Origin of the sequence: Franconibacter helveticus LMG 23732, assembly GCF_000463115.2 — a bacterium.
Lineage (GTDB): Bacteria > Pseudomonadota > Gammaproteobacteria > Enterobacterales > Enterobacteriaceae > Franconibacter > Franconibacter helveticus.
The window spans coordinates 256,428-277,140 of sequence record NZ_AWFX01000057.1; the positions used below are offsets into that span (position 1 = coordinate 256,428).

The following is a 20,713-nucleotide window of genomic DNA, read 5'->3' on the forward strand; positions in this document are numbered from 1 at the left end:
TTTCCCCGCCATGCGTTTTAAAGCCCGGCAGCCCTGCTCCCGGGCTTTTTCATTCAGAGCTTGCCAAGAAGCCTGAACCAGCCGTAATCAAGCGGCAGCAGCACCAGAAACGTCGCGACCGCCAGCCACAGACAAAGCTTCATGCCCGCCCGCGCCGGTACTTTGCCAAGCGCCATCGCCACGACTATCGGCGAGGCCTGATAAGGCAGCAACGGCGTCGAATAGCCTAAAACCTGAATCATAATCACGGAAAGCAGCGGGAAACCTGTCGTCTGCGAAAAACTTTGCGCCAGCGTGGTGTACAGCGCCGGTACGCCGTTCGCGGTCATAATAAAGTTGAGCACGGTAGTAATGCCTGTCAGGGCGGCAAAGCTTGTGAAGGGCTTATCGGCATCCAGCGGCATGACATGCAGCAGCGCTTCGCCCACCGCACGGCCCAGCCCGGTTTGCGTGACCGTGGTGGCAAGCCCCAGGATACCGGCCACATAAATGCAGGTGCGCATGTTCACGCCGCTGGAAAATTCCTCTCCCGAAATAAAACCCACGCGCGGCAGCAGCGTGACGACCGCGGCGGCAAGCCCGGTCCACGCCGGACCTATGCCGTGCCAGCTTTCTGTTACCCAAAGCGTTAATACCACCAGCAGAAGCCAGGCAAGACGTTTTTCCGCGCGGCTCATGGGCGGCGCAGGCGGTAAATGTTGCGCAGGCTTCGCTTTTCCCGGGAAGAGCCAGCAGATAAGCGCAATCAGTATCAGCCCCTTAAGCATGCCCAGCACCGGGGTATGGAGCAGCAGATAGGGCAGATAGTTCAGATGCAGGCCGTAAGACCCTTCCGCCGCGCCGCTCATCACAAGGTTAGGCACGTTGGCGGGCAAGATCGTCGCGGAAAGCTGGAATGTGCCAAAACCGACCGCCAGCGCCAGACCGTACCAGCCGCGCGTGCCCTCCTCTACGCCAGCGCGCTTCGCCATGGCCGCCACAATCGGCATAAGCAGCGCAATGCGCCCCATGTTTGAAGGCATCACGAATGCCAGCGCGTAGCTGAGTAAAACCACGCTGCCGACCATTTGCCACCAGGCGCCGGTAAGCTGCGCTGACAGCGCCCTCGCCGCCCGGTCGGCCAGGCCGGTTTTGCGAATCGCGACGCCCAGCACAAAGCCGCTGAATACCAGCCAGAACGCAGAAGAGGCGAAGCCGCTGAAAATGGTTTCCGCCGGGGCGATTTTTAAAACCATCGCTACCGTAAAAAAGAGCAGCGCGGTAATAAACTCCGCCAGCAGGGAGGTCGCCCACAGAATAATAGTGAGCAGAATAACCAGCGTAGGCAAAAACAGAGGATGAGAAAACCAGTGCGACATACCTGTCTCCTGTCGAAATTTCGGGCAAGTTTACACTGCCGCACGGTTAAGTAAACGTCACCTTACCCCTGAGAATTAAGGATGCCGCAGTCGTGATCCTGAATCTCCTCAGCGGAAGCCAGGTTAAAATCCAGCAGGTTACGGGCGGTCGCCAGCAGGATAAACGAACCATCTTTCTGCTTCGCTATCGCCAGCCCATAACGTCCCATATGGCCGCGCGCCTGCTCTACTTCTTCCGCCAGCATCATAAAGGGGCTGCGCCGGGAAAGCTCCGCCTCTGTCACACGCCGCGCCAGATAATCATGGCCGCGTAATCCGCCTGGAAAGGGTTGCCACTGGCTGCTGATGCGATGGATATTGTCATCCAGCCGGGCGCGCACATCCGGTCGCAGGCAGGAGATATGAACATGCAGATGGTTTTGCGAACGTCCCAGCCGGGAATTTATGGCAAGCGATATGGCTTCGTCCGGCACCTTTTCGCCACGCTTTTCACTCATAAAACGCCGCGCCTGCCACGAATGCCAAAAGAAGTTGGGTGTTTGCGCCTCAAGAAGCAGCGGGCTTTCCACGCCGTTAATACGCCAAGCCGGCATTAACAAATACTGTAGCGGCCCGTTACGGTCTTTCAGCACCGTATAGCCATCAGCAAGATTCACCTGCACGCAGGGCGCCGGGCGGTTTTCCCGCTGCTGATGCGGCACGCATTGTTCTATTGCTATATGCCGCAGCGCATCAGGATTATCGGGTTTTAAAGCATACCAGGCCAGGATGGCGGTGATAGCCAGCAGCGACAGGAGTGCAAAAATGACGTATAGCGTTCGCTTCATGCTTCATCCTTTTTTATTCCGGGAAGCTGAGCGTAACGCAAAAAGGGCGGGAAATGAGGAGATTTATCGGCAAAAAGGCGGCCAGCGCTGCGCTACCCGCCTTTTAAGATTGCCGCTTCCCTGCGGCCCGTGATCTTAACGCTTGCTGATTTGGTCGAAGGTGCCGCCGTTAGAGAAATGCGCTTTTTGCGCTTTCGTCCAGCCGCCGAACACATCATCAATGGTAAACAGCTTCAGTTTCGGGAAGGTGTTTTCATATTTTTTCGCGACCGCCGGGTCGCGCGGGCGGTAGAAGTTCTTCGCCGCAATCTCCTGGCCTTCCGGCGAGTAGAGATATTTCAGGTACGCTTCCGCCACCGCTTTGGTGCCTTTCTTGTCGACGACTTTGTCCACGACAGAGACAGTCGGCTCCGCGAGAATAGACTCGCTCGGCGTTACAATTTCAAACTTATCTTTGCCAAGCTCGTTCGCCGCCAGCAACGCTTCGTTTTCCCAGGCAATCAGCACATCGCCGATGCCGCGCTCAACAAAGGTATTGGTCGAGCCGCGCGCGCCGGAATCCAGCACTTCAACATTTTTATACAGCGCTTTGACGAAATCCTGCGCTTTCGCCTGGTCGCCGTTGTTCTGATGCAGCGCATAGCCCCATGCCGCCAGGTAATTCCAGCGAGCGCCGCCGGAACTCTTCGGGTTCGGCGTAATGACCGAGACGCCCGGCTTCACAAGGTCGTTCCAGTCGCGGATCTGTTTCGGGTTGCCCTTGCGTACAAGGAAAACGATGGTGGAAGTATAAGGCGCGGAGTTGTCCGGCAGGCGCTGGATCCAGTTTTTATCGATACGACCGCGCTCCGCAATGGCGTCAACGTCATAAGCGAGCGCCAGCGTAACGACATCCGCCTCAATGCCGTTAATTACCGAAGTGGCTTGCTTGCCGGAGCCGCCGTGCGACTGGCGAACCGTCACGTTATCGCCCGTTTCTTTTTTCCAGTGCGCGCTGAAGGCCTTGTTATATTCTTCATACAGCTCACGCGTTGGGTCATAGGAGACGTTTAATAACTGGATATCCTTTGCCAGTACGCTCGTCGACGCCAACAGTAATGTTAACCCTACTCCCCACTTGTTCATCGCACGCTCTCTTGAAAAATAATGTTGTGATGAAAAGAGCGTGCCAGAAAGCGTGGCGCTGATTAAAGAATAAAAAAAGATTGGCTATAACCTGTGGGAATAAATGGAGACAAAAAAAAGCCGGGTTGCCCCGGCTTCTTATTAACTTAGTAAAGCTTCTTGGCGCATTCCAGCCAGTCGCCTTTAAACGGACGCTTCATATTTTCGATAGCGTCGATGATGTCGTGATGCACCATCTTCTCGTTCTGGATACCTACGCAGCGGCCGCCGTAGCCCTGCAACAGCAGTTCGATAGCGTACGCGCCCATGCGGGAGGCGAGGATACGGTCGTAAGGCACCGGAGAACCGCCGCGCTGAATGTGACCCAGCACGGTCGCACGGGTTTCGCGTTTGGTTTCGGATTCAATATACTTCGCCAGTTCATCGATATCGCAAATGTGCTCGGTAATGGCGACGATAGCGTGCTTTTTACCTTTGGCGATGCCGGCTTTGATTTCCGCAACCAGATCTTCACGGTTGAATTCCACTTCCGGCAGAACGATAAACTCGCAACCGCCCGCAATGGCCGCCGCCAGCGTCAGGTCGCCGCAGTAGCGGCCCATAACTTCAACGATAGAGATACGCTGGTGGGAAGAAGAGGTATCGCGCAGACGGTCAATTGCTTCAACAACAGTATGCAGCGCGGTGAAGTAGCCGATGGTGTAGTCGGTGCCGGCTACGTCGTTATCAATGGTGCCCGGCAGGCCGATGCAAGGAAAACCCATTTCAGTCAGACGCTTAGCGCCCATATAGGAACCATCGCCGCCGATAACCACCAGCGCGTCGATGCCGCGTTTTTTCATGTTTTCGATAGCCACGGCGCGGATGTGTTCTTCACGGAATTCCGGGAAACGCGCTGAGCCCAGGAATGTGCCGCCGCGGTTGATCATGTCGGAAACGCTGTAGCGGTCGAGTTGGATCATACGGTCTTCATAAAGGCCCAGGTAGCCGTCGTAAATGCCGAATACTTCCAGCCCTTCAGTTAAGGCTGCGCGGACCACGCCACGGATAGCAGCGTTCATGCCCGGCGCATCACCGCCACTCGTCAACACACCGATTTTCTTAATCATGACTACCTCTGAACGTAGAATACTAAATGAATTCTGTTGCCGAATACCGCCGCGCTCTGGCGAAACGGCCGACCAATGCTGCAAATAGTAACGTAACCGCTCGTTGCTGAATTGATTCAGGTCAGGCCACAGAGGACTGACTTTTACCAAAAAAGGCTACACACAGAAGCCCGCTGCGGCAATTACTTAAGCTCAAACTGGCCCTGCTGCGGCTGGGGTACCACCGAGCAAGGATCCTGATGAATAATCACATCTGACCCCGGAAAATGCGCCAGAATCGCCTGTTCCACTTGTTCAGCGACCAGATGCGCCTGAACCAGCGGCAAATTATCTTCCATTTCCAGATGAAGTTGAATAAAGCGGGTCGGCCCTGACTGCCGCGTGCGAAGATCGTGCGCTCCTCTGACGCCGGGCCAGGAGGAGACGATATCAATGATTGCCTGACGTTCGTTATCGGGTAAAGCGCGATCCAGTAAAGACTGCACCGCCTCATAACCCATTCGTAAAGCACTATACAGAATATAGATGCCAATACCGAGCGCGAACAACGAATCGGCACGATGCCAGCCATACCACGATAGCGCCAGCGCAACCAGAATCGCGCCGTTCATCATAACATCAGACTGATAGTGAAGCATATCCGCCCGTACGGCCTGGCTGCGGGTTTTACGCACAACCCAGCGCTGGAATGTTACCAGCGCCAGCGTGCTGACGAGCGCTGCCAGAGTAACGACCATACCCACGCCCGGTTCGTTCATCGGTTCCGGCTGCGCCAGATGTTGAATGCTGGTCAGAAAGAGAAATAAGGCCGAGCCGGAAATAAACATGCTCTGCGCCAGCGCCGCCAGAGATTCCGCTTTGCCGTGACCAAACGTATGTTCCTCATCAGCAGGCTGAAGAGAGTACCGCACGACCAACAGGTTGGTCAGCGAAGCGGCGATATCTACCAGAGAATCTACCAGCGCCGCCAGGATACTGACCGAGCCGGTATACCACCAGGCGAAAATTTTGATAATCAGCAGCAGCGAAGCCATAACCGTGGCGGCGACGGCGGCCCGATTTACCAGTTGCGCATAAGTATGATTCATAACCACTCCAGCACCTTAAGCGGCAAGTATAACGGATAGCCTCGCAGGCAAAGATGAAAAAAAGCGTCTCGCCGTATGCCACTTCTGACGAATGCCGCCTCGCCGGTTCTGCTTAAATTCTATGCTGTCGCGCCAGATGAGCGAGAAGGTCTGTAAAGAGCCGGTGACAAAGCTGCTGGTTACGCGGAAAAAAGGCAAAAAAAACCCCCTCGTCATGAGGGGGAAGACAGGGATGGTGTCTATGGCAAGGAAAACAGGGTTGTTACTGGTTACTACGGGTACTGCTACTAAAAACGTTTTTTGAAGCGCCAGGCCATTGCACCTGGGCCACTTCGCGAAGCTGTCGCATGCGCTGCTGATGCTTCTCGTTTAAAACCGCTTGCTGCTCTGGCGTTAACAGACGGAACATTTGGTTGCGCACTTTCGCCATTTCAACCTGGCGGGCGACCTGTTCCTGCGCCATCTTTTCTGCCTGAGCGCGCACAGCGTTTTCATCAAAATTTTCTGCGGTCACCAGCCTGTGCATGGTGTCCATTTCACTAACATTAACAGGGGGCTGTTCATGCCGCGCCTGCTGCATCAAGTCCCGCATTTGCTGACGCTGATGCTCCGTGAGATTGATGCCGTCGAACATATGGCTCTGCACACTGTTACGTTGCGAAAGCGCTTCAGTCGGATGCCAGTTATCGCCGTTTACGACTTCAGCAGCCTGGCTGGCCAGTGCACCGAACGCCAGTGTTGAGGCCATGACGGCAGTAATAACATTGCGCATCACTGACTCCTGAAAAACTTGTGTGCTGCGATTCCACGAAAATGAGTCTACGATTTGGGCTGCAAACATGCGTCAGGGGGTGTAAAACAACGTAAAGTCATGGATTAGCGAGTCTTGATGACGTAATTTCTGCCTCGGAGGTACTTAACAATGAATAAAATTTTGTTAGTTGATGATGACCGCGAGCTGACTTCCCTGCTAAAGGAATTGCTCGACATGGAAGGTTTTAACGTACTCGTTGCCCATGACGGGGAGCAGGCGCTTGACCTCCTGGATGACAGCATCGACCTGCTTTTGCTCGACGTAATGATGCCGAAGAAAAACGGCATTGATACCCTTAAAGAGCTGCGCCAGACTCACCAGACTCCCGTAATAATGCTTACCGCGCGAGGCAGCGAGCTTGACCGCGTGCTGGGTCTTGAACTTGGCGCCGATGATTATCTGCCTAAACCGTTTAATGACCGCGAGCTGGTAGCCCGTATTCGCGCTATTTTGCGCCGCTCACACTGGAGCGAGCAGCAGCAAAACAGCGAAAGCGGTTCGCCCACGCTGGAAGTTGACGCGTTAAGTCTCAACCCGGGCCGCCAGGAGGCCAGCTTTGACGGCCAGACGCTTGAGCTTACCGGCACTGAATTCACTCTGCTTTACCTGCTGGCGCAGCACTTAGGCCAGGTGGTTTCCCGCGAGCATTTAAGCCAGGAAGTGCTGGGCAAGCGCTTAACGCCGTTTGACCGCGCTATCGATATGCATATTTCCAACCTGCGCCGCAAACTGCCGGATCGCAAAGATGGCCACCCGTGGTTTAAAACGCTGCGCGGACGCGGTTATCTGATGGTGGCGACTTCATGATAGGCAGCCTTACCGCCCGCATCTTCGCCATTTTCTGGTTAACGCTGGCGCTGGTGCTGATGCTGGTATTGATGTTGCCGAAGCTCGATACCCGTCAAATGACGGAATTGCTGGAAAGCGAACAGCGTCAGGGCACGATGATTGAGCAGCATGTTGAAGCTGAACTGGAAAACGACCCGCCTAACGATCTCATGTGGTGGCGTCGTTTGTTTCGTGCGATTGATAAATGGGCGCCGCCGGGCCAGCGTTTGTTGCTGGTAACCAGCGAGGGCCGCGTTATCGGCGCAGAACGCAATGAAATGCAGATCATTCGCAACTTTATCGGCCAGTCTGATAACGCAGATCATCCGCAAAAGAAAAAATATGGCCGCGTGGAGTTAGTCGGACCGTTTTCCGTGCGTGATGGCGAGGATAATTATCAGCTTTACCTGATTCGCCCGGCCAGCAGCTCGCAGTCAGACTTCATAAACCTGCTGTTCGACAGGCCGTTATTACTGCTTATTGTGACCATGCTGGTCAGCGCGCCGCTGCTGCTATGGCTTGCCTGGAGCCTTGCGCGCCCGGCCCGTAAGCTCAAGAACGCCGCCGATGAAGTTGCCCGGGGCAACCTGCGCCAGCATCCGGAACTGGAAGCCGGGCCGCAGGAGTTTATCGCCGCCGGCGCCAGCTTTAACCAGATGGTGACTGCGCTGGAGCGCATGATGACCACCCAGCAGCGCCTGCTTTCTGACATCTCTCACGAGTTGCGCACGCCGCTTACTCGTTTGCAGCTTGGCACCGCGCTGCTGCGCCGCCGCAGCGGCGAAAGTAAAGAGCTTGAGCGCATTGAAACCGAAGCGCAGCGTCTCGACAGCATGATTAACGATCTGCTGGTCATGTCGCGCAATCAACAGAAAAACGCGCTGGTTAGCGAAACGATGAAGGCGAATCAGCTGTGGGGCGACGTGCTGGATAACGCCGCGTTTGAAGCCGAGCAGATGGGGAAAACCTTTGAAGTGACCTATCCGCCCGGCCCCTGGCCGCTGTATGGCAACCCGAACGCGCTTGAAAGCGCGCTGGAAAACATTGTCCGCAACGCGCTGCGTTATTCGCACACCAAAATCGCCGTGGCGTTTTCCGTTGATAAACAGGGCATTACCATTAATGTTGATGATGACGGCCCGGGCGTTAGCCCGGAGGACAGAGAGCAAATTTTCCGTCCTTTCTACCGTACCGATGAAGCGCGCGATCGCGAATCCGGCGGTACCGGCCTTGGGCTGGCGATTGTCGAAACGGCAATTCAACAGCATCGCGGCTGGGTGAAAGCGGACGACAGCCCGCTTGGCGGGTTACGTTTGACTATCTGGCTGCCGCTTCACCAGCGCTCCTGATCAGCAGCCCCTCTTGTCATAGAGAGGGGCGCTGTTTCGCTCCAGCGCAGAAAACGGTGCGCTCGCCGTTGCGTATGTTTCCCGCCTGCCAATTCTGCTATTCTGCGCCCCTCGTAAAGGGGAGTGTTATGCTGAATATCGTTTTGTTTGAACCTGAAATTCCACCTAATACCGGTAATATTATTCGTCTGTGCGCCAATACAGGCTTTCGGCTGCACATCATTGAACCGATGGGATTTACCTGGGATGACAAACGCCTGCGTCGTGCCGGGCTGGATTATCATGAGTTTGCTGCGGTAACGCGCCACCACGATTACGCCGCTTTTCTGGAAGCGGAAAAACCGCAGCGCCTCTTTGCCTTAACAACAAAGGGAACGCCCGCGCACAGCGCGGTAAGCTATCAGGCCGGTGATTATCTGCTGTTCGGACCGGAAACCCGTGGGCTGCCCGCATCTATTCTCGACGCCTTGCCGAAAGAGCAAAAAATTCGTATCCCGATGATGCCGGACAGCCGGAGCATGAATTTATCGAACTCGGTTTCGGTGGTGGTTTATGAGGCGTGGCGCCAGATGGGATATCCTGGCGCGATATTGCGAAGCTGAAACAGAGTAACGAGCGCCTTTGGCTCAGGCGCTCAGAAAGGCTGGCTTAAATTCCGTCGCCGTATTCAAAACCGTGGTTGATGCCGTTGAAGTGCTGATCCATATCCATGGATGGCTTATCGCTTTCCGGCTTACCAACGATACGCGCCGGCACGCCCGCTGCCGTGGTGTGCGGCGGTACAGGTTGAAGCACAACCGATCCCGCGCCAATTTTCGCACCGCGCCCTACCTCAATATTGCCAAGGATTTTCGCACCTGCGCCAATCATCACCCCTTCGCGAATTTTCGGGTGGCGGTCGCCGCTGGTTTTGCCGGTGCCGCCAAGCGTGACGGATTGCAAAATCGAAACGTCATCTTCCACTACCGCCGTTTCGCCAATCACTATTCCGGTTGCATGATCGAGCATGATGCCGCGCCCAATTTTCGCCGCCGGATGAATATCGACCTGAAAAGAGACCGAAACCTGATTTTGCAGGAAAATGGCGAGCGCCTGACGGCCCTGATTCCATAACCAGTGGCCGATGCGGTGCGCCTGGAGCGCATGAAAACCTTTAAGGTAAAGCAGCGGCGTAGAGTATTTATCCACCGCCGGGTCGCGCGTACGGACAGCCTGAATATCGCAGGCGGCGGAAGCTATCATTTCCGGGTCAGCGGCATAGGCTTCTTCCACAACTTCACGAATGGCGATAGCAGGCATAATAGGCGAGGCAAGCTTGTTAGCGAGCATATAACTCAGGGCGCTGCCGAGATTTTCATGCTTGAGCAAGGTGGCATGGTAAAAACTGGCCAGCATCGGCTCACAATCAGCAAGCGCACGAGCTTCGGCTTTAATATTATTCCAGACCAGACCCAGTTCTTCACACGGCATTGCTTTCTCCAGACAAACAAACAACGGCCGGTAAGCGATGTTACCGGCGCGTTTTTATAATTACGGACGTTCCGTCAGTGACTGCTTCGCTCATCCTTGCGCGCGCGACCAAGCAACGTTAATGCTGCCTCGCGGGCATTTTTTCCGCAATACAATACCTGATAAATTTCCTCGGTTATTGGCATTTCGACGCCAAAGCGGGCCGCCAGCTCCCGCACCTCTTTGGTGTTGCGGTAGCCTTCCACCACCTGGCCGATTTGCGTCTGCGCGCTCTGCACATCCATTCCCTGGCCCAGCATCATGCCAAAGCGGCGGTTGCGCGACTGGTTGTCGGTACAGGTGAGCACGAGGTCGCCCAGACCCGCCATCCCCATAAAGGTGCCTGGATCTGCGCCTAACGCCGCGCCAAGGCGTGTCATTTCAGCCAGGCCGCGCGTTATTAACGCTGTACGCGCATTCGCGCCAAAACCGATGCCGTCCGACATGCCTGCGCCGATGGCGATGACGTTTTTTACCGCGCCGCCCAGCTGCACGCCGATAAAATCCGGATTGATATAGACACGAAAGCTTTTGCCGCAGTGCAGTAATTCCTGCAAATCATTTGCAAACGCTTCATCCGTAGCAGCAAGGGAAATGGCGGTCGGCAAACCGGCGGCCAGCTCTTTGGCGAAGGTCGGCCCGGAAATCACGGCAAGCGGGATCGCTTCGCCCAGCGCTTCGCGCGCCACATCCTGCAACAGACGTCCGGTTTCCGCTTCCAGCCCTTTCGTCGCCCAGACAACGCGAGCGTCCGGGCGCATTAACGGTTTAATCTGGCGCAGCACCTGATCAAAAACATGGCTTGGCACGACCACCAGAATATTGCGGCTGGCAGCCAGCGCGGCGGCTAAATCGCTTTCGGGGTGCAACGTATCAGGGAAAGGCACATCGGGGAGAAAAGCAGCGTTGCAGCGTTCTGCCTGCAACGTAGCGATATGCTCCGGGTTATGGCCCCACAAGACTACCTGGTGGCCGTTTCTCGCCAGCGTGATGGCGAGAGCGGTGCCGTACGAGCCGGCACCGATCACTGTCATTGACGCATTAACGGTGTTCATCAGGCATCCTGATGGTCTTGCGCACCTTCGCCTTCGCCAGCCTGCTGCTGTAAGTAATTCATGAACAGCGCATCGAAGTTAACCGGCGCGAGGTTCAGCTGCGGGAACGTACCGCGGGAAACCAGGCTGGTGATGCATTCGCGGGCGTACGGGAAGAGGATGTTCGGGCAGTAAGCGCCAAGGCAGTGCGCCATCTGCGTGCCTTCAATGCCGCCTACGGAGAAAATACCCGCCTGCTGCACTTCACACAGGAAAGCGGTCTCTTCGCCAAGCGTAGCTGTTACCGTAACGCGCAGCACCACTTCAAACACATCGTCAGCAAGCTGGCTGGATGCGGTGTCCAGGTCCAGTTTGACTTCCGGCTGCCAGTCTTTCTGAAACACGTGCGGAGCATTCGGTGCTTCGAAAGAGATATCCTTGGTATAAACACGTTGAATCTGAAAGGTCATTTCAGTGTTGTTTTGTTCTGACATGAGTGAACCCTTTTACGTTATGTCCTTAAAATCGCCGTCACGGCTAAAACGCATTAGCGCAGAAGCGGATCGAGTCCACCACGTGCGTCCAGTGCATACAAGTCATCGCAGCCGCCGATATGCTGCGCGTCGATGAAAATCTGCGGCACGGTAGTGCGTCCGCTGCGCTTGATCATCTCTTCACGCTTCGCGGCATCGCCATCAATGGGCAACTCGATAAACGTCACCCCTTTGCTGGTCAGCAGCGCCTTTGCACGATGGCAAAACGGGCAGGTGGCTTTGGTGTACATTTCAATGTTGGCCATGACTTTACCTCTTGTAAGTTATTTACCACGCACCAGCGGCAGATTTTCGCCGCTCCAGCCCGCTACGCCCTCTTTCAGCACGTAAACCTGCTCGAAGCCTGCTTTGTTCAGCAACGAAGCGGGTTCCTGGGCCGCCATTCCGCTGGCGTCAATTACGATAACCGGTTTCGCTTTGTGCTTTTCCAGTTCGCCAACGTTACCGGCTTTGATGTCGTTCGGCAGCACGTTAATCGCGCCGGAGATGTGACCTTTGCGGAAATCGTCGCGCTGGCGAATATCCACCACCACCGCATCTTCTTTATTGATTAAACGGGTGGCTTCACCGCGGGTGATAACCTTCACTTTAGAGGTCAGCCCTTTGAAAGTGGTGTAAATCACCGCCGCCAGTAACGCAATCCACGCGATACTAAGTATGGGGTGACGGCTAACGAATTGCATAATTTCTTGCATGGGGGGTACGGACTCCCGATGTGAGTGAAAAAAAAATCAGGTGAGGAGTATACCTGCGCGTTGTGTCAATTACAGCCAGTGGAAGAGAGGTTGTGCATTTTCTGCGGCGCGTTACGTAAAAAAGGATAAAAAGCGCCTTAAACCGCCTCTCGCCCTGCCCTTTTCTTTGATCTCCTGCGGCTATTCGCCCCGGCGCGGTGTAGTAAAGTTACGCCAATTTTTGTCTTTAGCGCATGAGGTTGTCGCAATGTCAGGTTCTAAAAAACCAATGGTGCTGGTGATACTGGATGGCTACGGCTACCGTGAAGACCAGCAGGATAATGCTATTTTCAACGCCAAAACGCCGGTAATGGATGCGCTGTGGGCTACCCGTCCGCATACGCTTATAGATGCTTCCGGGCTGGAAGTGGGTTTGCCGGACCGCCAGATGGGCAACTCCGAAGTCGGCCACGTTAACCTCGGCGCGGGCCGTATTGTCTATCAGGATTTGACCCGTCTTGATGTAGAAATTAAAGAACGTACCTTTTTCAGCAACCCGACGCTGACCGCCGCGGTAGATAAAGCCGTCGCCGCCGGTAAAGCAGTGCATATTATGGGCCTGCTCTCGGCGGGCGGCGTACACAGCCATGAAGATCACATCATGGCGATGGTGGAGCTTGCCGCCGCGCGCGGCGCGGAAAAGATTTTCCTGCATGCTTTCCTGGATGGCCGCGACACGCCGCCGCGTAGCGCCGAATCTTCCCTGAAAGCATTTGAAGATAAGTTCGCTTCGCTGGGCAAAGGGCGCGTGGCGACCATCATTGGCCGTTATTTCGCCATGGACCGCGACAACCGCTGGGACCGCGTTGAGCTGGCTTATGATCTGCTGACTCAGGCGCACGGCGAATTTCAGGCGCAAAGCGCAGTGGCAGGCTTACAAGCCGCTTACGCGCGCGATGAAAACGATGAATTTGTTAAGCCGACAGTGATCCGTAAAGCAGGCGATGTTGATTCCGCCATGGAAGACGGCGACGCGTTGATTTTCATGAATTTCCGTGCTGACCGCGCCCGCCAGATCACCCGCGCGTTTGTAAACGCTAACTTCGACGGTTTCGCCCGTAAGAAAGTGGTCAAATTTAGCGATTTCGTCATGCTTACCGAATATGCGGCAGACATCAAAACCGCCTGCGCTTATCCGCCCGCCTCGCTTGCGAATACCTTTGGCGAATGGATGGCGAAGCATAACAAAACGCAGCTGCGTATCTCCGAAACTGAGAAATATGCCCACGTTACGTTCTTCTTTAACGGCGGCGTGGAAGAGCCGTTCCCGGGCGAAGATCGCACGTTAATCAACTCGCCCAAAGTCGCCACTTATGACCTGCAACCGGAGATGAGTTCGGCCGAGCTGACGGAAAAGTTAGTCGCGGCTATCGGGAGCGGCAACTATGACGCCATTATCTGTAACTACCCGAACGGCGATATGGTCGGCCATACAGGCGTTTTCGAGGCGGCCGTGAAAGCAGTGGAAACGCTGGATAACTGCATCGCCCAGATTACCGACGCGGTGCTCAGCGCAGGCGGCCAGTTGCTCATTACCGCCGATCACGGCAACGCCGAGCAGATGCGCGACCCGTCCACCGGTCAGGCGCATACGGCGCACACTAACCTGCCGGTGCCGCTGATTTACGTTGGCGATAAGCAGTTGAAAGCGGTAGAAGGCGGCAAACTTTCCGATATCGCGCCGACCATGCTTACGCTGATGGGGATGGAAATCCCGCAAGAGATGACTGGCAAGCCGCTGTTCATCGTGGAATAATCCCTCCCCATGAGGGGAAAGGCGATTTTTTCAATAACATGGGCCGCACAGCCGAAACGGCATTCGCTGCGGTCTTTGATCTACGCCAGCGCGCTCAGCGCTGGCGTATTGTTATGCCCGCTCTCCGCCCACGCGGATGACCGCGACCAGCTTAAATCCATTCAGCAGGACATCGCCGCCAAAGAACGGGCGGTACGCCAGCAACAGCAGCAGCGCGCTAAACTGCTCGCCCAGCTAAAAGAGCAGGAGCAGGCGATTGCCGCCGCAGCCCGCAAGCTGCGTGAAACGCAAACCACCCTGACGCAGCTCAACCGCCAGATTGACGAGATGAACGCCTCCATCGCGAAGCTTGAGCAGCAAAAAGCCTCGCAGGAACGCAACCTGGCGGCCCAGCTTGACGCCTCTTTCCGCCAGGGCCAGCACTCCGGCTTACAGATGATCCTGAGCGGTGAGGAGAGCCAGCGCGGTCAGCGCCTGCAAGCTTACTTCGGCTATCTTAACGAGGCGCGGCAAGAAACCATCGCGCAGTTAAAGCAAACCCGCGAAGAGGTTGCCTCGCAAAAGGCGGAGCTGGAAGAAAAGCAGAGCCAGCAGCAAACGCTGCTTTACGAACAGCAGGCACAGCAGGCAAAGCTTGAGCAAGCGCGCAACGAGCGCAAAAAAACCCTTTCCGGCCTCGAGTCTTCCATCCAGCAGGGGCAGGCGCAGCTGAGCGAGCTGCGGCAGAATGAATCGCGCCTGCGCGATCGCCTCGCCCGCGCTGAAGCGGCGGCGCGTGCGCGTGCTGAAAAAGAGGCGCGTGAAGCGGAGCAGGTACGCAGCCGCCAGCAGGAAGCTTCCCGTAAAGGCACCACCTATAAGCCATCTGAGAGCGAGCGCTCACTTATGGCGCGCACCGGCGGGCTGGGCTCACCCAACGGTCAGGCATACTGGCCGGTTCGCGGTCCGCTGCTGCATCGCTATGGCGAACAGCTGCAAGGTGAGCTACGTTGGAAAGGCATCGTTATTGGCGCGTCCGAAGGCACGGAAGTGAAAGCGGTGGCGGATGGGCGCGTTATTCTTGCCGACTGGCTCCAGGGCTACGGTCTGGTGGTTGTAGTGGAACATGGTAAAGGCGATATGAGCCTTTATGGCTACAACCAGAGCGCGCTGGTCAGCGTAGGCGCGCAGGTGCGCGCCGGGCAACCTGTTGCGCTGGTTGGCAGCAGCGGCGGCCAGGGCCGGCCTTCGCTCTATTTCGAAATTCGTCGCCAGGGTCAGGCCGTCAATCCACAACCATGGTTGGGAAGATAAGTTTTGCTTTATTTGCGTCGTCTTGTTGTTGCTTTTGCCGGTATGCTGGCGCTTGTCGCCCCGGTTTTCGCCGGTAAACTCGCCCTGGTGATCGATGACTTTGGTTATCGTCCCCATAATGAAAACCAGGTGCTGGCGCTGCCGCCCGCCGTTTCCGTCGCCGTCTTACCGAACGCGCCCCATGCCCGTGAAATGGCGACCAAAGCGCACAACGCAGGTCACGAGGTGCTGATCCATCTGCCAATGGCGCCGCTTAGCAAGCAGCCTCTGGAAAAAGATACGCTGCGCCCGGAGATGAGCAGCGATGAGATAGAGCGCATCGTGCAGGACGCGGTAAACAAAGTGCCTTATGCGGTCGGGATGAATAACCATATGGGCAGCGCCATGACCTCCAGCCTTTTTGGCATGCAGAAGGTGATGCAGGCCCTGAAGCGCTACAACCTCTATTTCCTCGACAGCATGACTATCGGCAACAGCCAGTCGATGCGCGCCGCCGCAGGCACTGGCGTGAAGGTAATCAAACGCAAAGTCTTTCTTGATGACTCGCAAAACGAGGCGGATATTCGCTTCCAGTTTAACCGGGCCATCGCCATCGCGCGGCGCAGCGGTTCAGCTATCGCTATCGGTCATCCCCACCCGACGACCGTGCGGGTATTGCAGCAGATGGTTTATAACCTGCCGCCGGATATTACGCTTGTGCGCGCAGGCAGCTTACTCAACGAACCGCCAACGGACACGTCAACGCCGAACCTTACGCCGCCCGGCCAGCCAGCGCCCGCCGCCGCGAAAAACCCCTTCCGCGGCGTGAAATTTTGTAAACCCAAACAGCCGCCGCAGCCCGTTTACGCTACGCGCTTTTTTAGCGTGATAAGCGAAAGCGTAGGTCAGAGCAACCTGGTCACCTACTTCCAGCATCAATGGCAGGGCTGGGGACAGAGTAAAACGAAATAATAAAAAAGCCCGCTCAACGCGGGCCTTTTTATTAGCGGATAAGGTGAGAGTCGGAAGCCGTTTTTACATCTGTGCGCTTCTTGTCGTAAGCGTACCAGGCTTTGAAATATTTAAGGAAACTATAAAAAGCGGCATAGAGCCCGGTCACCAGCCCCACTTTTCCCTCTCGCCATGCGCCGCTAAATAAATACCATTTAAAAAAGGCGCCGATAGCGCTTATTACGCCGCGCAACAGCGAAGGTTTAACATATTTATATTTTACCAGCCGGCTGGTATAGCCATTCAACTTGTTAAACACCTCATGGAGAGAGAAAAAAGTGTCGTGGCGAACATAGCCCGGTATTTTTACCGCGTGTATATTTCCCTCAACTTTATCATCCACGGGGCGATCGTTAAAACGGGCCTGTCGTCGGTTAAAAAGACGCACGGGGAAATCAGGCGAAGATACAGGATATATAGTTCTCACCGGCTGCCCTAAGACATGCCAGTACCGTGAAAGACGCCAGGCTTTATCCGGCGCGGGGGTCTCGCCCGCCTTAAGCGCGAGAATAAAATCCACGGTTTCTTTATCAAGAATTTCATCGCTGTCCATACACAATACCCAGTCGTTTTTAGCCAGCGCAATAGCGTGATTCATCTGCTGGCCATGCATGGCATAAGGATGCGTATGGGGAGTAATGTCATATTCCTGACATATTTTTAACGTTTCATCCGTGCTTCCGGAATCAAGCACTACGATTTCATCTGCAACGATAATTAACGGAGGTAATACCTCACGTAATAATCGGGCGGAATTACAGGTAAGCAGACAGACGGATAGCTTGAGCATAGTTTTAACAAAGTTAAACAAAGCATGAACAGACTATATTAAGCAAATTGCTAAAAAGCGATGCTGAATTTGTGCGATTGCGGATTGGTTGTGATAAGGGTCATAATAACGAATAAAAAAGCGCCCGCAGGCGCTTTTGTCATCATTTTAGTTATTCCAGTTAAGGATAACCTTACCTGACTGCCCGGAACGCATGGCGTCGAAGCCTTTTTGGAAATCATCAATGGAATAGTGGTGCGTGATAAGCGGCGTCAGGTCGAGGCCAGACTGAATCAGCGCCGCCATCTTATACCAGGTTTCAAACATCTCACGGCCGTAAATACCTTTAATAAACAGGCCTTTGAAGATAACTTTGTTCCAGTCGATGGTCATCTCCGAGGACGGAATCCCCAGCATGGCGATACGCCCGCCGTGGTTCATGGTGTCAAGCATGGTGCGAAACGCCGGCGCCGCGCCGGACATCTCCAGCCCCACGTCAAACCCTTCGGTCATGCCCAGCTCGTCCATCACATCTTTCAGGTCTTCCTGAGCGACGTTGACCGCGCGCGTTACGCCCATCTTGCGCGCCAGCTCAAGACGGTACTCATTCACATCAGTGATAACCACATTGCGTGCGCCAACGTGTTTCGCCACGGCGGCCGCCATGATGCCAATCGGGCCTGCGCCAGAAACCAGCACATCCTCGCCCACAAGGTCAAAGGAGAGCGCGGTATGCACCGCATTACCGAACGGGTCGAAAATAGACGCCAAGTCGTCAGAGATGTTGTCCGGAATTTTGAAGGCGTTAAAGGCCGGGATCACCAGATATTCCGCGAAGGAGCCCGGGCGGTTAACGCCCACGCCAACGGTGTTGCGGCAAAGGTGCGTGCGCCCGCCGCGGCAGTTACGGCAGTGGCCGCAGGTGATATGCCCTTCGCCGGATACGCGGTCGCCAATTTCAAAGCCTTTGACTTCCTGGCCGATGCCAACCACTTCGCCAACATATTCATGGCCCACCACCATCGGCACCGGGATAGTCTTTTGTGACCATTCATCCCAGTTATAAATGTGCACGTCAGTGCCGCAGATAGCGGATTTGCGAATTTTAATCAGCAGATCGTTATGACCCATCTCTGGCACCGGCGCGTCGGTCATCCAGATGCCTTCTTCCGCTTTCAGTTTCGCTAATGCTTTCATCTCACATCCTCAGGCAATCACGCCAAGCTGTTTACCGATGCGGGTGAAAGCTTCCACCGCGCGCTCAATCTGTTCCGGCGAATGGGCCGCCGACATCTGGGTGCGAATACGCGCCTGCCCTTTCGGCACCACCGGGTAGAAGAAGCCGGTCACGTAAATACCCTCTTTCTGCAATTCCCGGGCGAAGTTTTGCGCAACGACCGCCTCGCCAAGCATAACCGGGATAATGGCGTGATCGGCGCCCGCAAGCGTAAAGCCCGCCGCCGTCATCTTTTCACGGAACAGACGCGCGTTGGCCCACAGGCGATCGCGCAGTTCTGCGCCCGATTCCAGCATCTCCAGCACTTTAATAGAGGCGGCGACGATAGCCGGCGCCAGCGAATTAGAGAAAAGATAGGGGCGGGAACGCTGACGCAGCCACTCCACCACGTCTTTGCGCGCGGCGGTGTAGCCGCCGGATGCGCCGCCCAGCGCCTTGCCGAGCGTGCCGGTGATAATATCCACACGCCCCATTACGTCGCAGTATTCATGGGTGCCCCGGCCGTTTGCGCCAACAAAACCGACGGCGTGGGAATCGTCCACCATGACCAGCGCGTCATATTTATCCGCCAGGTCGCAAACGCCTTTCAGATTGGCGATCACGCCATCCATTGAGAAGACGCCATCTGTGGCGATAAGCACGTGGCGGGCGCCTGCTTCGCGCGCCGCTTTCAGGCAGGCCTCCAGCTCTTGCATATCATTGTTGGCGTAACGGAAACGCTTCGCCTTGCACAACCGCACGCCGTCAATAATGGAGGCGTGGTTCAGCGCGTCGGAGATAATGGCGTCTTCAGCGCCGAGCAGCGTTTCAAACAGGCCGCCGTTGGCGTCAAAGCAGGAAGAGTAAAGAATGGAGTCTTCCATGCCGAGAAATTCAGCCAGCTTTTGTTCCAGTTGCTTATGGGTATCCTGCGTGCCGCAAATAAAGCGCACCGAGGCCATGCCGAAACCGTGGCTGTCCATACCCGCCTTCGCCGCTTCAATAAGCGCCGGGTGGTTGGCCAGGCCAAGGTAGTTATTGGCGCAGAAGTTAATGACGTGGCTTCCATTCGCCACCGTAATATCTGCCTGTTGGGCAGAGGTAATAATGCGTTCTTCTTTAAACAACCCTTCCGAGCGTGCGTTTTCAAGCTCGGTCGCTAACTGTTGGTAAAAATTGCCTCGCATTGCGATTCTCCAGGCAGGGGCCAATTCGGCACATATTATTACCCAAAGCTTCCCAAACAGACGAGACGACGATTCAGGTATTCTCTGTTTTGCAGCATAAATCACGCTTGGCAGGCGGTCGTCCGGGCGGATAAAACAGGGGATGGCTGAAGGGCAACCGATGTGATGGTATGATTAGAACCATTCATGCCGGAGATTTGCGTCCGGCTCACTTTGGAAGGACAGGATTATGATCATTGTTACCGGCGGCGCCGGCTTTATCGGCAGCAACATCATCAAGGCTCTGAATGATATCGGCCGTACCGACATCCTGGTGGTCGACAACCTGAAGGACGGCACCAAGTTCGCCAACCTGGTTGACCTGAACATTGAAGACTACATGGATAAAGAAGACTTCCTGATTCAGGTCATGGCAGGCGAAGAGTTTGGCGACATCGACGCCGTTTTCCATGAAGGCGCTTGCTCTTCCACCACAGAGTGGGATGGCAAGTACATGATGGATAACAATTATCAGTACTCTAAAGAGCTGCTGCACTACTGCCTGGAGCGCCAGATCCCGTTTCTGTACGCCTCCTCGGCAGCCACCTACGGCGGTCGCACCAGCGATTTCAAAGAGTCCCGTGAATTTGAACAGCCGCTGAACGTATACGGCTATTCTAAATTCCTGTTCGACGAATATGTCCGCAAAATCCTGCCTGAAGCGGATTCGCAGATTGTCGGCTTCCGCTATTTCAACGTTTACGGGCCGCGCGAAAACCACAAGGGCAGCATGGCGAGCGTCGCCTATCACCTGAACACCCAACTGAATGCCGGCGAGAACCCGAAACTTTTTGAAGGCAGCGACAACTTTAAGCGCGACTTCATCTACGTAGGCGATGTCGCCGCGGTGAACCTGTGGTTCTGGCAAAACGGCGTTTCCGGCATTTTCAACTGCGGCACCGGCCGCGCGGAATCTTTCCAGGCGGTGGCGGACGCCACGCTCGCTTTCCACAAAAAAGGCAGCATCGAATACATTCCGTTCCCGGACAAACTGAAAGGCCGCTACCAGGCATTCACGCAGGCGGATCTCACTAACCTGCGCGCGGCGGGATACGACAAGCCGTTTAAAACCGTGGCCGAAGGGGTAACGGAATATATGGCCTGGCTGAACCGCGACGCATAAGCAGGCTGATG

General features: G+C 55.4%; 21 protein-coding genes. 7 read left to right on the plus strand and 14 right to left on the minus strand.

All coding sequences use genetic code 11. The annotated features are described in order from the left end of the window. Nucleotides 1-53: 53 nt before the first annotated feature. The 6 genes from DW56_RS20635 to cpxP form a co-directional block, all read right to left on the minus strand. Entirely contained in the window at nt 54-1,358 is a 1,305-nt protein-coding gene (locus tag DW56_RS20635) for an SLC13 family permease (protein ID WP_029590233.1), read from the minus strand. A 62-nt stretch (nt 1,359-1,420) separates the two neighbouring features. Beyond that, nucleotides 1,421-2,185: a CDP-diacylglycerol diphosphatase gene (gene cdh, locus DW56_RS20640; protein ID WP_024553624.1), complete on the minus strand. Its 765-nt coding sequence runs from the start codon at nt 2,183-2,185 to the stop codon at nt 1,421-1,423. 135 nt (nt 2,186-2,320) lie between these two features. Then, nucleotides 2,321-3,310: a sulfate ABC transporter substrate-binding protein gene (locus DW56_RS20645; RefSeq protein ID WP_024553623.1), complete on the minus strand. Its 990-nt coding sequence runs from the start codon at nt 3,308-3,310 to the stop codon at nt 2,321-2,323. Between the two features lie 146 nt (nt 3,311-3,456). Beyond that, nucleotides 3,457-4,419: a 6-phosphofructokinase gene (pfkA, locus tag DW56_RS20650; RefSeq protein ID WP_024553622.1), complete on the minus strand. Its 963-nt coding sequence runs from the start codon at nt 4,417-4,419 to the stop codon at nt 3,457-3,459. Between the two features lie 182 nt (nt 4,420-4,601). Then, nucleotides 4,602-5,507, minus strand: coding sequence for a CDF family cation-efflux transporter FieF (gene fieF, locus DW56_RS20655; protein WP_024553621.1), 906 nt, complete (start codon nt 5,505-5,507; stop codon nt 4,602-4,604). A 262-nt stretch (nt 5,508-5,769) separates the two neighbouring features. Next, the gene (cpxP, locus tag DW56_RS20660; RefSeq protein WP_024553620.1) at nt 5,770-6,279 is read right to left on the minus strand and encodes a cell-envelope stress modulator CpxP; all 510 of its coding nucleotides are present in this window, start codon (nt 6,277-6,279) and stop codon (nt 5,770-5,772) included. A gap of 150 nt (nt 6,280-6,429) precedes the next feature. Between cpxP and cpxR the strand changes: the two genes are divergently transcribed. The 3 genes from cpxR (at nt 6,430) to trmL (ending at nt 9,100) form a co-directional block, all read left to right on the plus strand. Further along, nucleotides 6,430-7,128, plus strand: a complete 699-nt coding sequence (gene cpxR, locus DW56_RS20665) for an envelope stress response regulator transcription factor CpxR (RefSeq protein ID WP_024553619.1) — start codon at nt 6,430-6,432, stop codon at nt 7,126-7,128. Beyond that, nucleotides 7,125-8,498: an envelope stress sensor histidine kinase CpxA gene (gene cpxA, locus DW56_RS20670; protein ID WP_024553618.1), complete on the plus strand. Its 1,374-nt coding sequence runs from the start codon at nt 7,125-7,127 to the stop codon at nt 8,496-8,498. Before cpxR ends, cpxA begins: the two co-directional genes overlap by 4 nt. A gap of 128 nt (nt 8,499-8,626) precedes the next feature. After that, nucleotides 8,627-9,100, plus strand: coding sequence for a tRNA (uridine(34)/cytosine(34)/5-carboxymethylaminomethyluridine(34)-2'-O)-methyltransferase TrmL (gene trmL, locus DW56_RS20675; RefSeq protein ID WP_024553617.1), 474 nt, complete (start codon nt 8,627-8,629; stop codon nt 9,098-9,100). A gap of 46 nt (nt 9,101-9,146) precedes the next feature. On the opposite strand, the gene cysE is transcribed toward trmL, so the two are convergent. The 5 genes from cysE to DW56_RS20700 all read right to left on the minus strand — a co-directional run bounded on the left by cysE (nt 9,147) and on the right by DW56_RS20700 (nt 12,290). Then, a complete protein-coding gene (gene cysE / locus DW56_RS20680) occupies nt 9,147-9,968 on the minus strand; it encodes a serine O-acetyltransferase (RefSeq protein ID WP_024553616.1) in 822 nt (273 codons plus the stop codon). Nucleotides 9,969-10,042: 74 nt separating this feature from the next. Next, nucleotides 10,043-11,062, minus strand: coding sequence for an NAD(P)H-dependent glycerol-3-phosphate dehydrogenase (gene gpsA / locus DW56_RS20685; protein WP_024553615.1), 1,020 nt, complete (start codon nt 11,060-11,062; stop codon nt 10,043-10,045). Beyond that, nucleotides 11,062-11,535, minus strand: a complete 474-nt coding sequence (gene secB / locus DW56_RS20690) for a protein-export chaperone SecB (RefSeq protein WP_024553614.1) — start codon at nt 11,533-11,535, stop codon at nt 11,062-11,064. Before secB ends, gpsA begins: the two co-directional genes overlap by 1 nt. Nucleotides 11,536-11,588: 53 nt before the next feature. Next, nucleotides 11,589-11,840 carry a glutaredoxin 3 gene (gene grxC / locus DW56_RS20695; protein ID WP_024553613.1) on the minus strand — a complete coding sequence of 84 codons (252 nt, stop codon included), beginning with the start codon at nt 11,838-11,840 and terminating at the stop codon, nt 11,589-11,591. Nucleotides 11,841-11,858: 18 nt separating this feature from the next. Next, nucleotides 11,859-12,290 carry a rhodanese-like domain-containing protein gene (locus DW56_RS20700; RefSeq protein ID WP_024553612.1) on the minus strand — a complete coding sequence of 144 codons (432 nt, stop codon included), beginning with the start codon at nt 12,288-12,290 and terminating at the stop codon, nt 11,859-11,861. Between the two features lie 247 nt (nt 12,291-12,537). Here DW56_RS20700 and gpmM point away from each other — a divergent pair, with 247 nt between their 5' ends. The 3 genes from gpmM to DW56_RS20715 are packed head-to-tail and all read left to right on the plus strand — an operon-like array spanning nt 12,538 to nt 16,329. Beyond that, nucleotides 12,538-14,085, plus strand: coding sequence for a 2,3-bisphosphoglycerate-independent phosphoglycerate mutase (gpmM, locus tag DW56_RS20705; RefSeq protein ID WP_024562031.1), 1,548 nt, complete (start codon nt 12,538-12,540; stop codon nt 14,083-14,085). 33 nt (nt 14,086-14,118) lie between these two features. Beyond that, nucleotides 14,119-15,378, plus strand: a complete 1,260-nt coding sequence (envC, locus tag DW56_RS20710; protein ID WP_024562030.1) for a murein hydrolase activator EnvC — start codon at nt 14,119-14,121, stop codon at nt 15,376-15,378. Nucleotides 15,379-15,420: 42 nt separating this feature from the next. Next, complete coding sequence (locus DW56_RS20715) at nt 15,421-16,329, plus strand: divergent polysaccharide deacetylase family protein (RefSeq protein ID WP_051179329.1); 909 nt, start codon at nt 15,421-15,423, stop codon at nt 16,327-16,329. Between the two features lie 31 nt (nt 16,330-16,360). Here DW56_RS20715 and DW56_RS20720 read toward each other — a convergent pair whose 3' ends face one another. From DW56_RS20720 to kbl, 3 genes are all read right to left on the minus strand, one after another. Continuing rightward, entirely contained in the window at nt 16,361-17,158 is a 798-nt protein-coding gene (locus DW56_RS20720; RefSeq protein WP_024551580.1) for a glycosyltransferase family 2 protein, read from the minus strand. Between the two features lie 147 nt (nt 17,159-17,305). Beyond that, a complete protein-coding gene (tdh, locus tag DW56_RS20725) occupies nt 17,306-18,334 on the minus strand; it encodes an L-threonine 3-dehydrogenase (protein ID WP_024551579.1) in 1,029 nt (342 codons plus the stop codon). A 9-nt stretch (nt 18,335-18,343) separates the two neighbouring features. Further along, on the minus strand, nt 18,344-19,540 hold the full coding sequence (gene kbl / locus DW56_RS20730) for a glycine C-acetyltransferase (RefSeq protein WP_024551578.1): 1,197 nt from the start codon (nt 19,538-19,540) through the stop codon (nt 18,344-18,346). A 229-nt stretch (nt 19,541-19,769) separates the two neighbouring features. On the opposite strand from kbl, the gene rfaD reads away from it, so the two are divergent. Further along, on the plus strand, nt 19,770-20,702 hold the full coding sequence (gene rfaD / locus DW56_RS20735) for an ADP-glyceromanno-heptose 6-epimerase (RefSeq protein ID WP_024551577.1): 933 nt from the start codon (nt 19,770-19,772) through the stop codon (nt 20,700-20,702). Nucleotides 20,703-20,713: the final 11 nt, after the last annotated feature.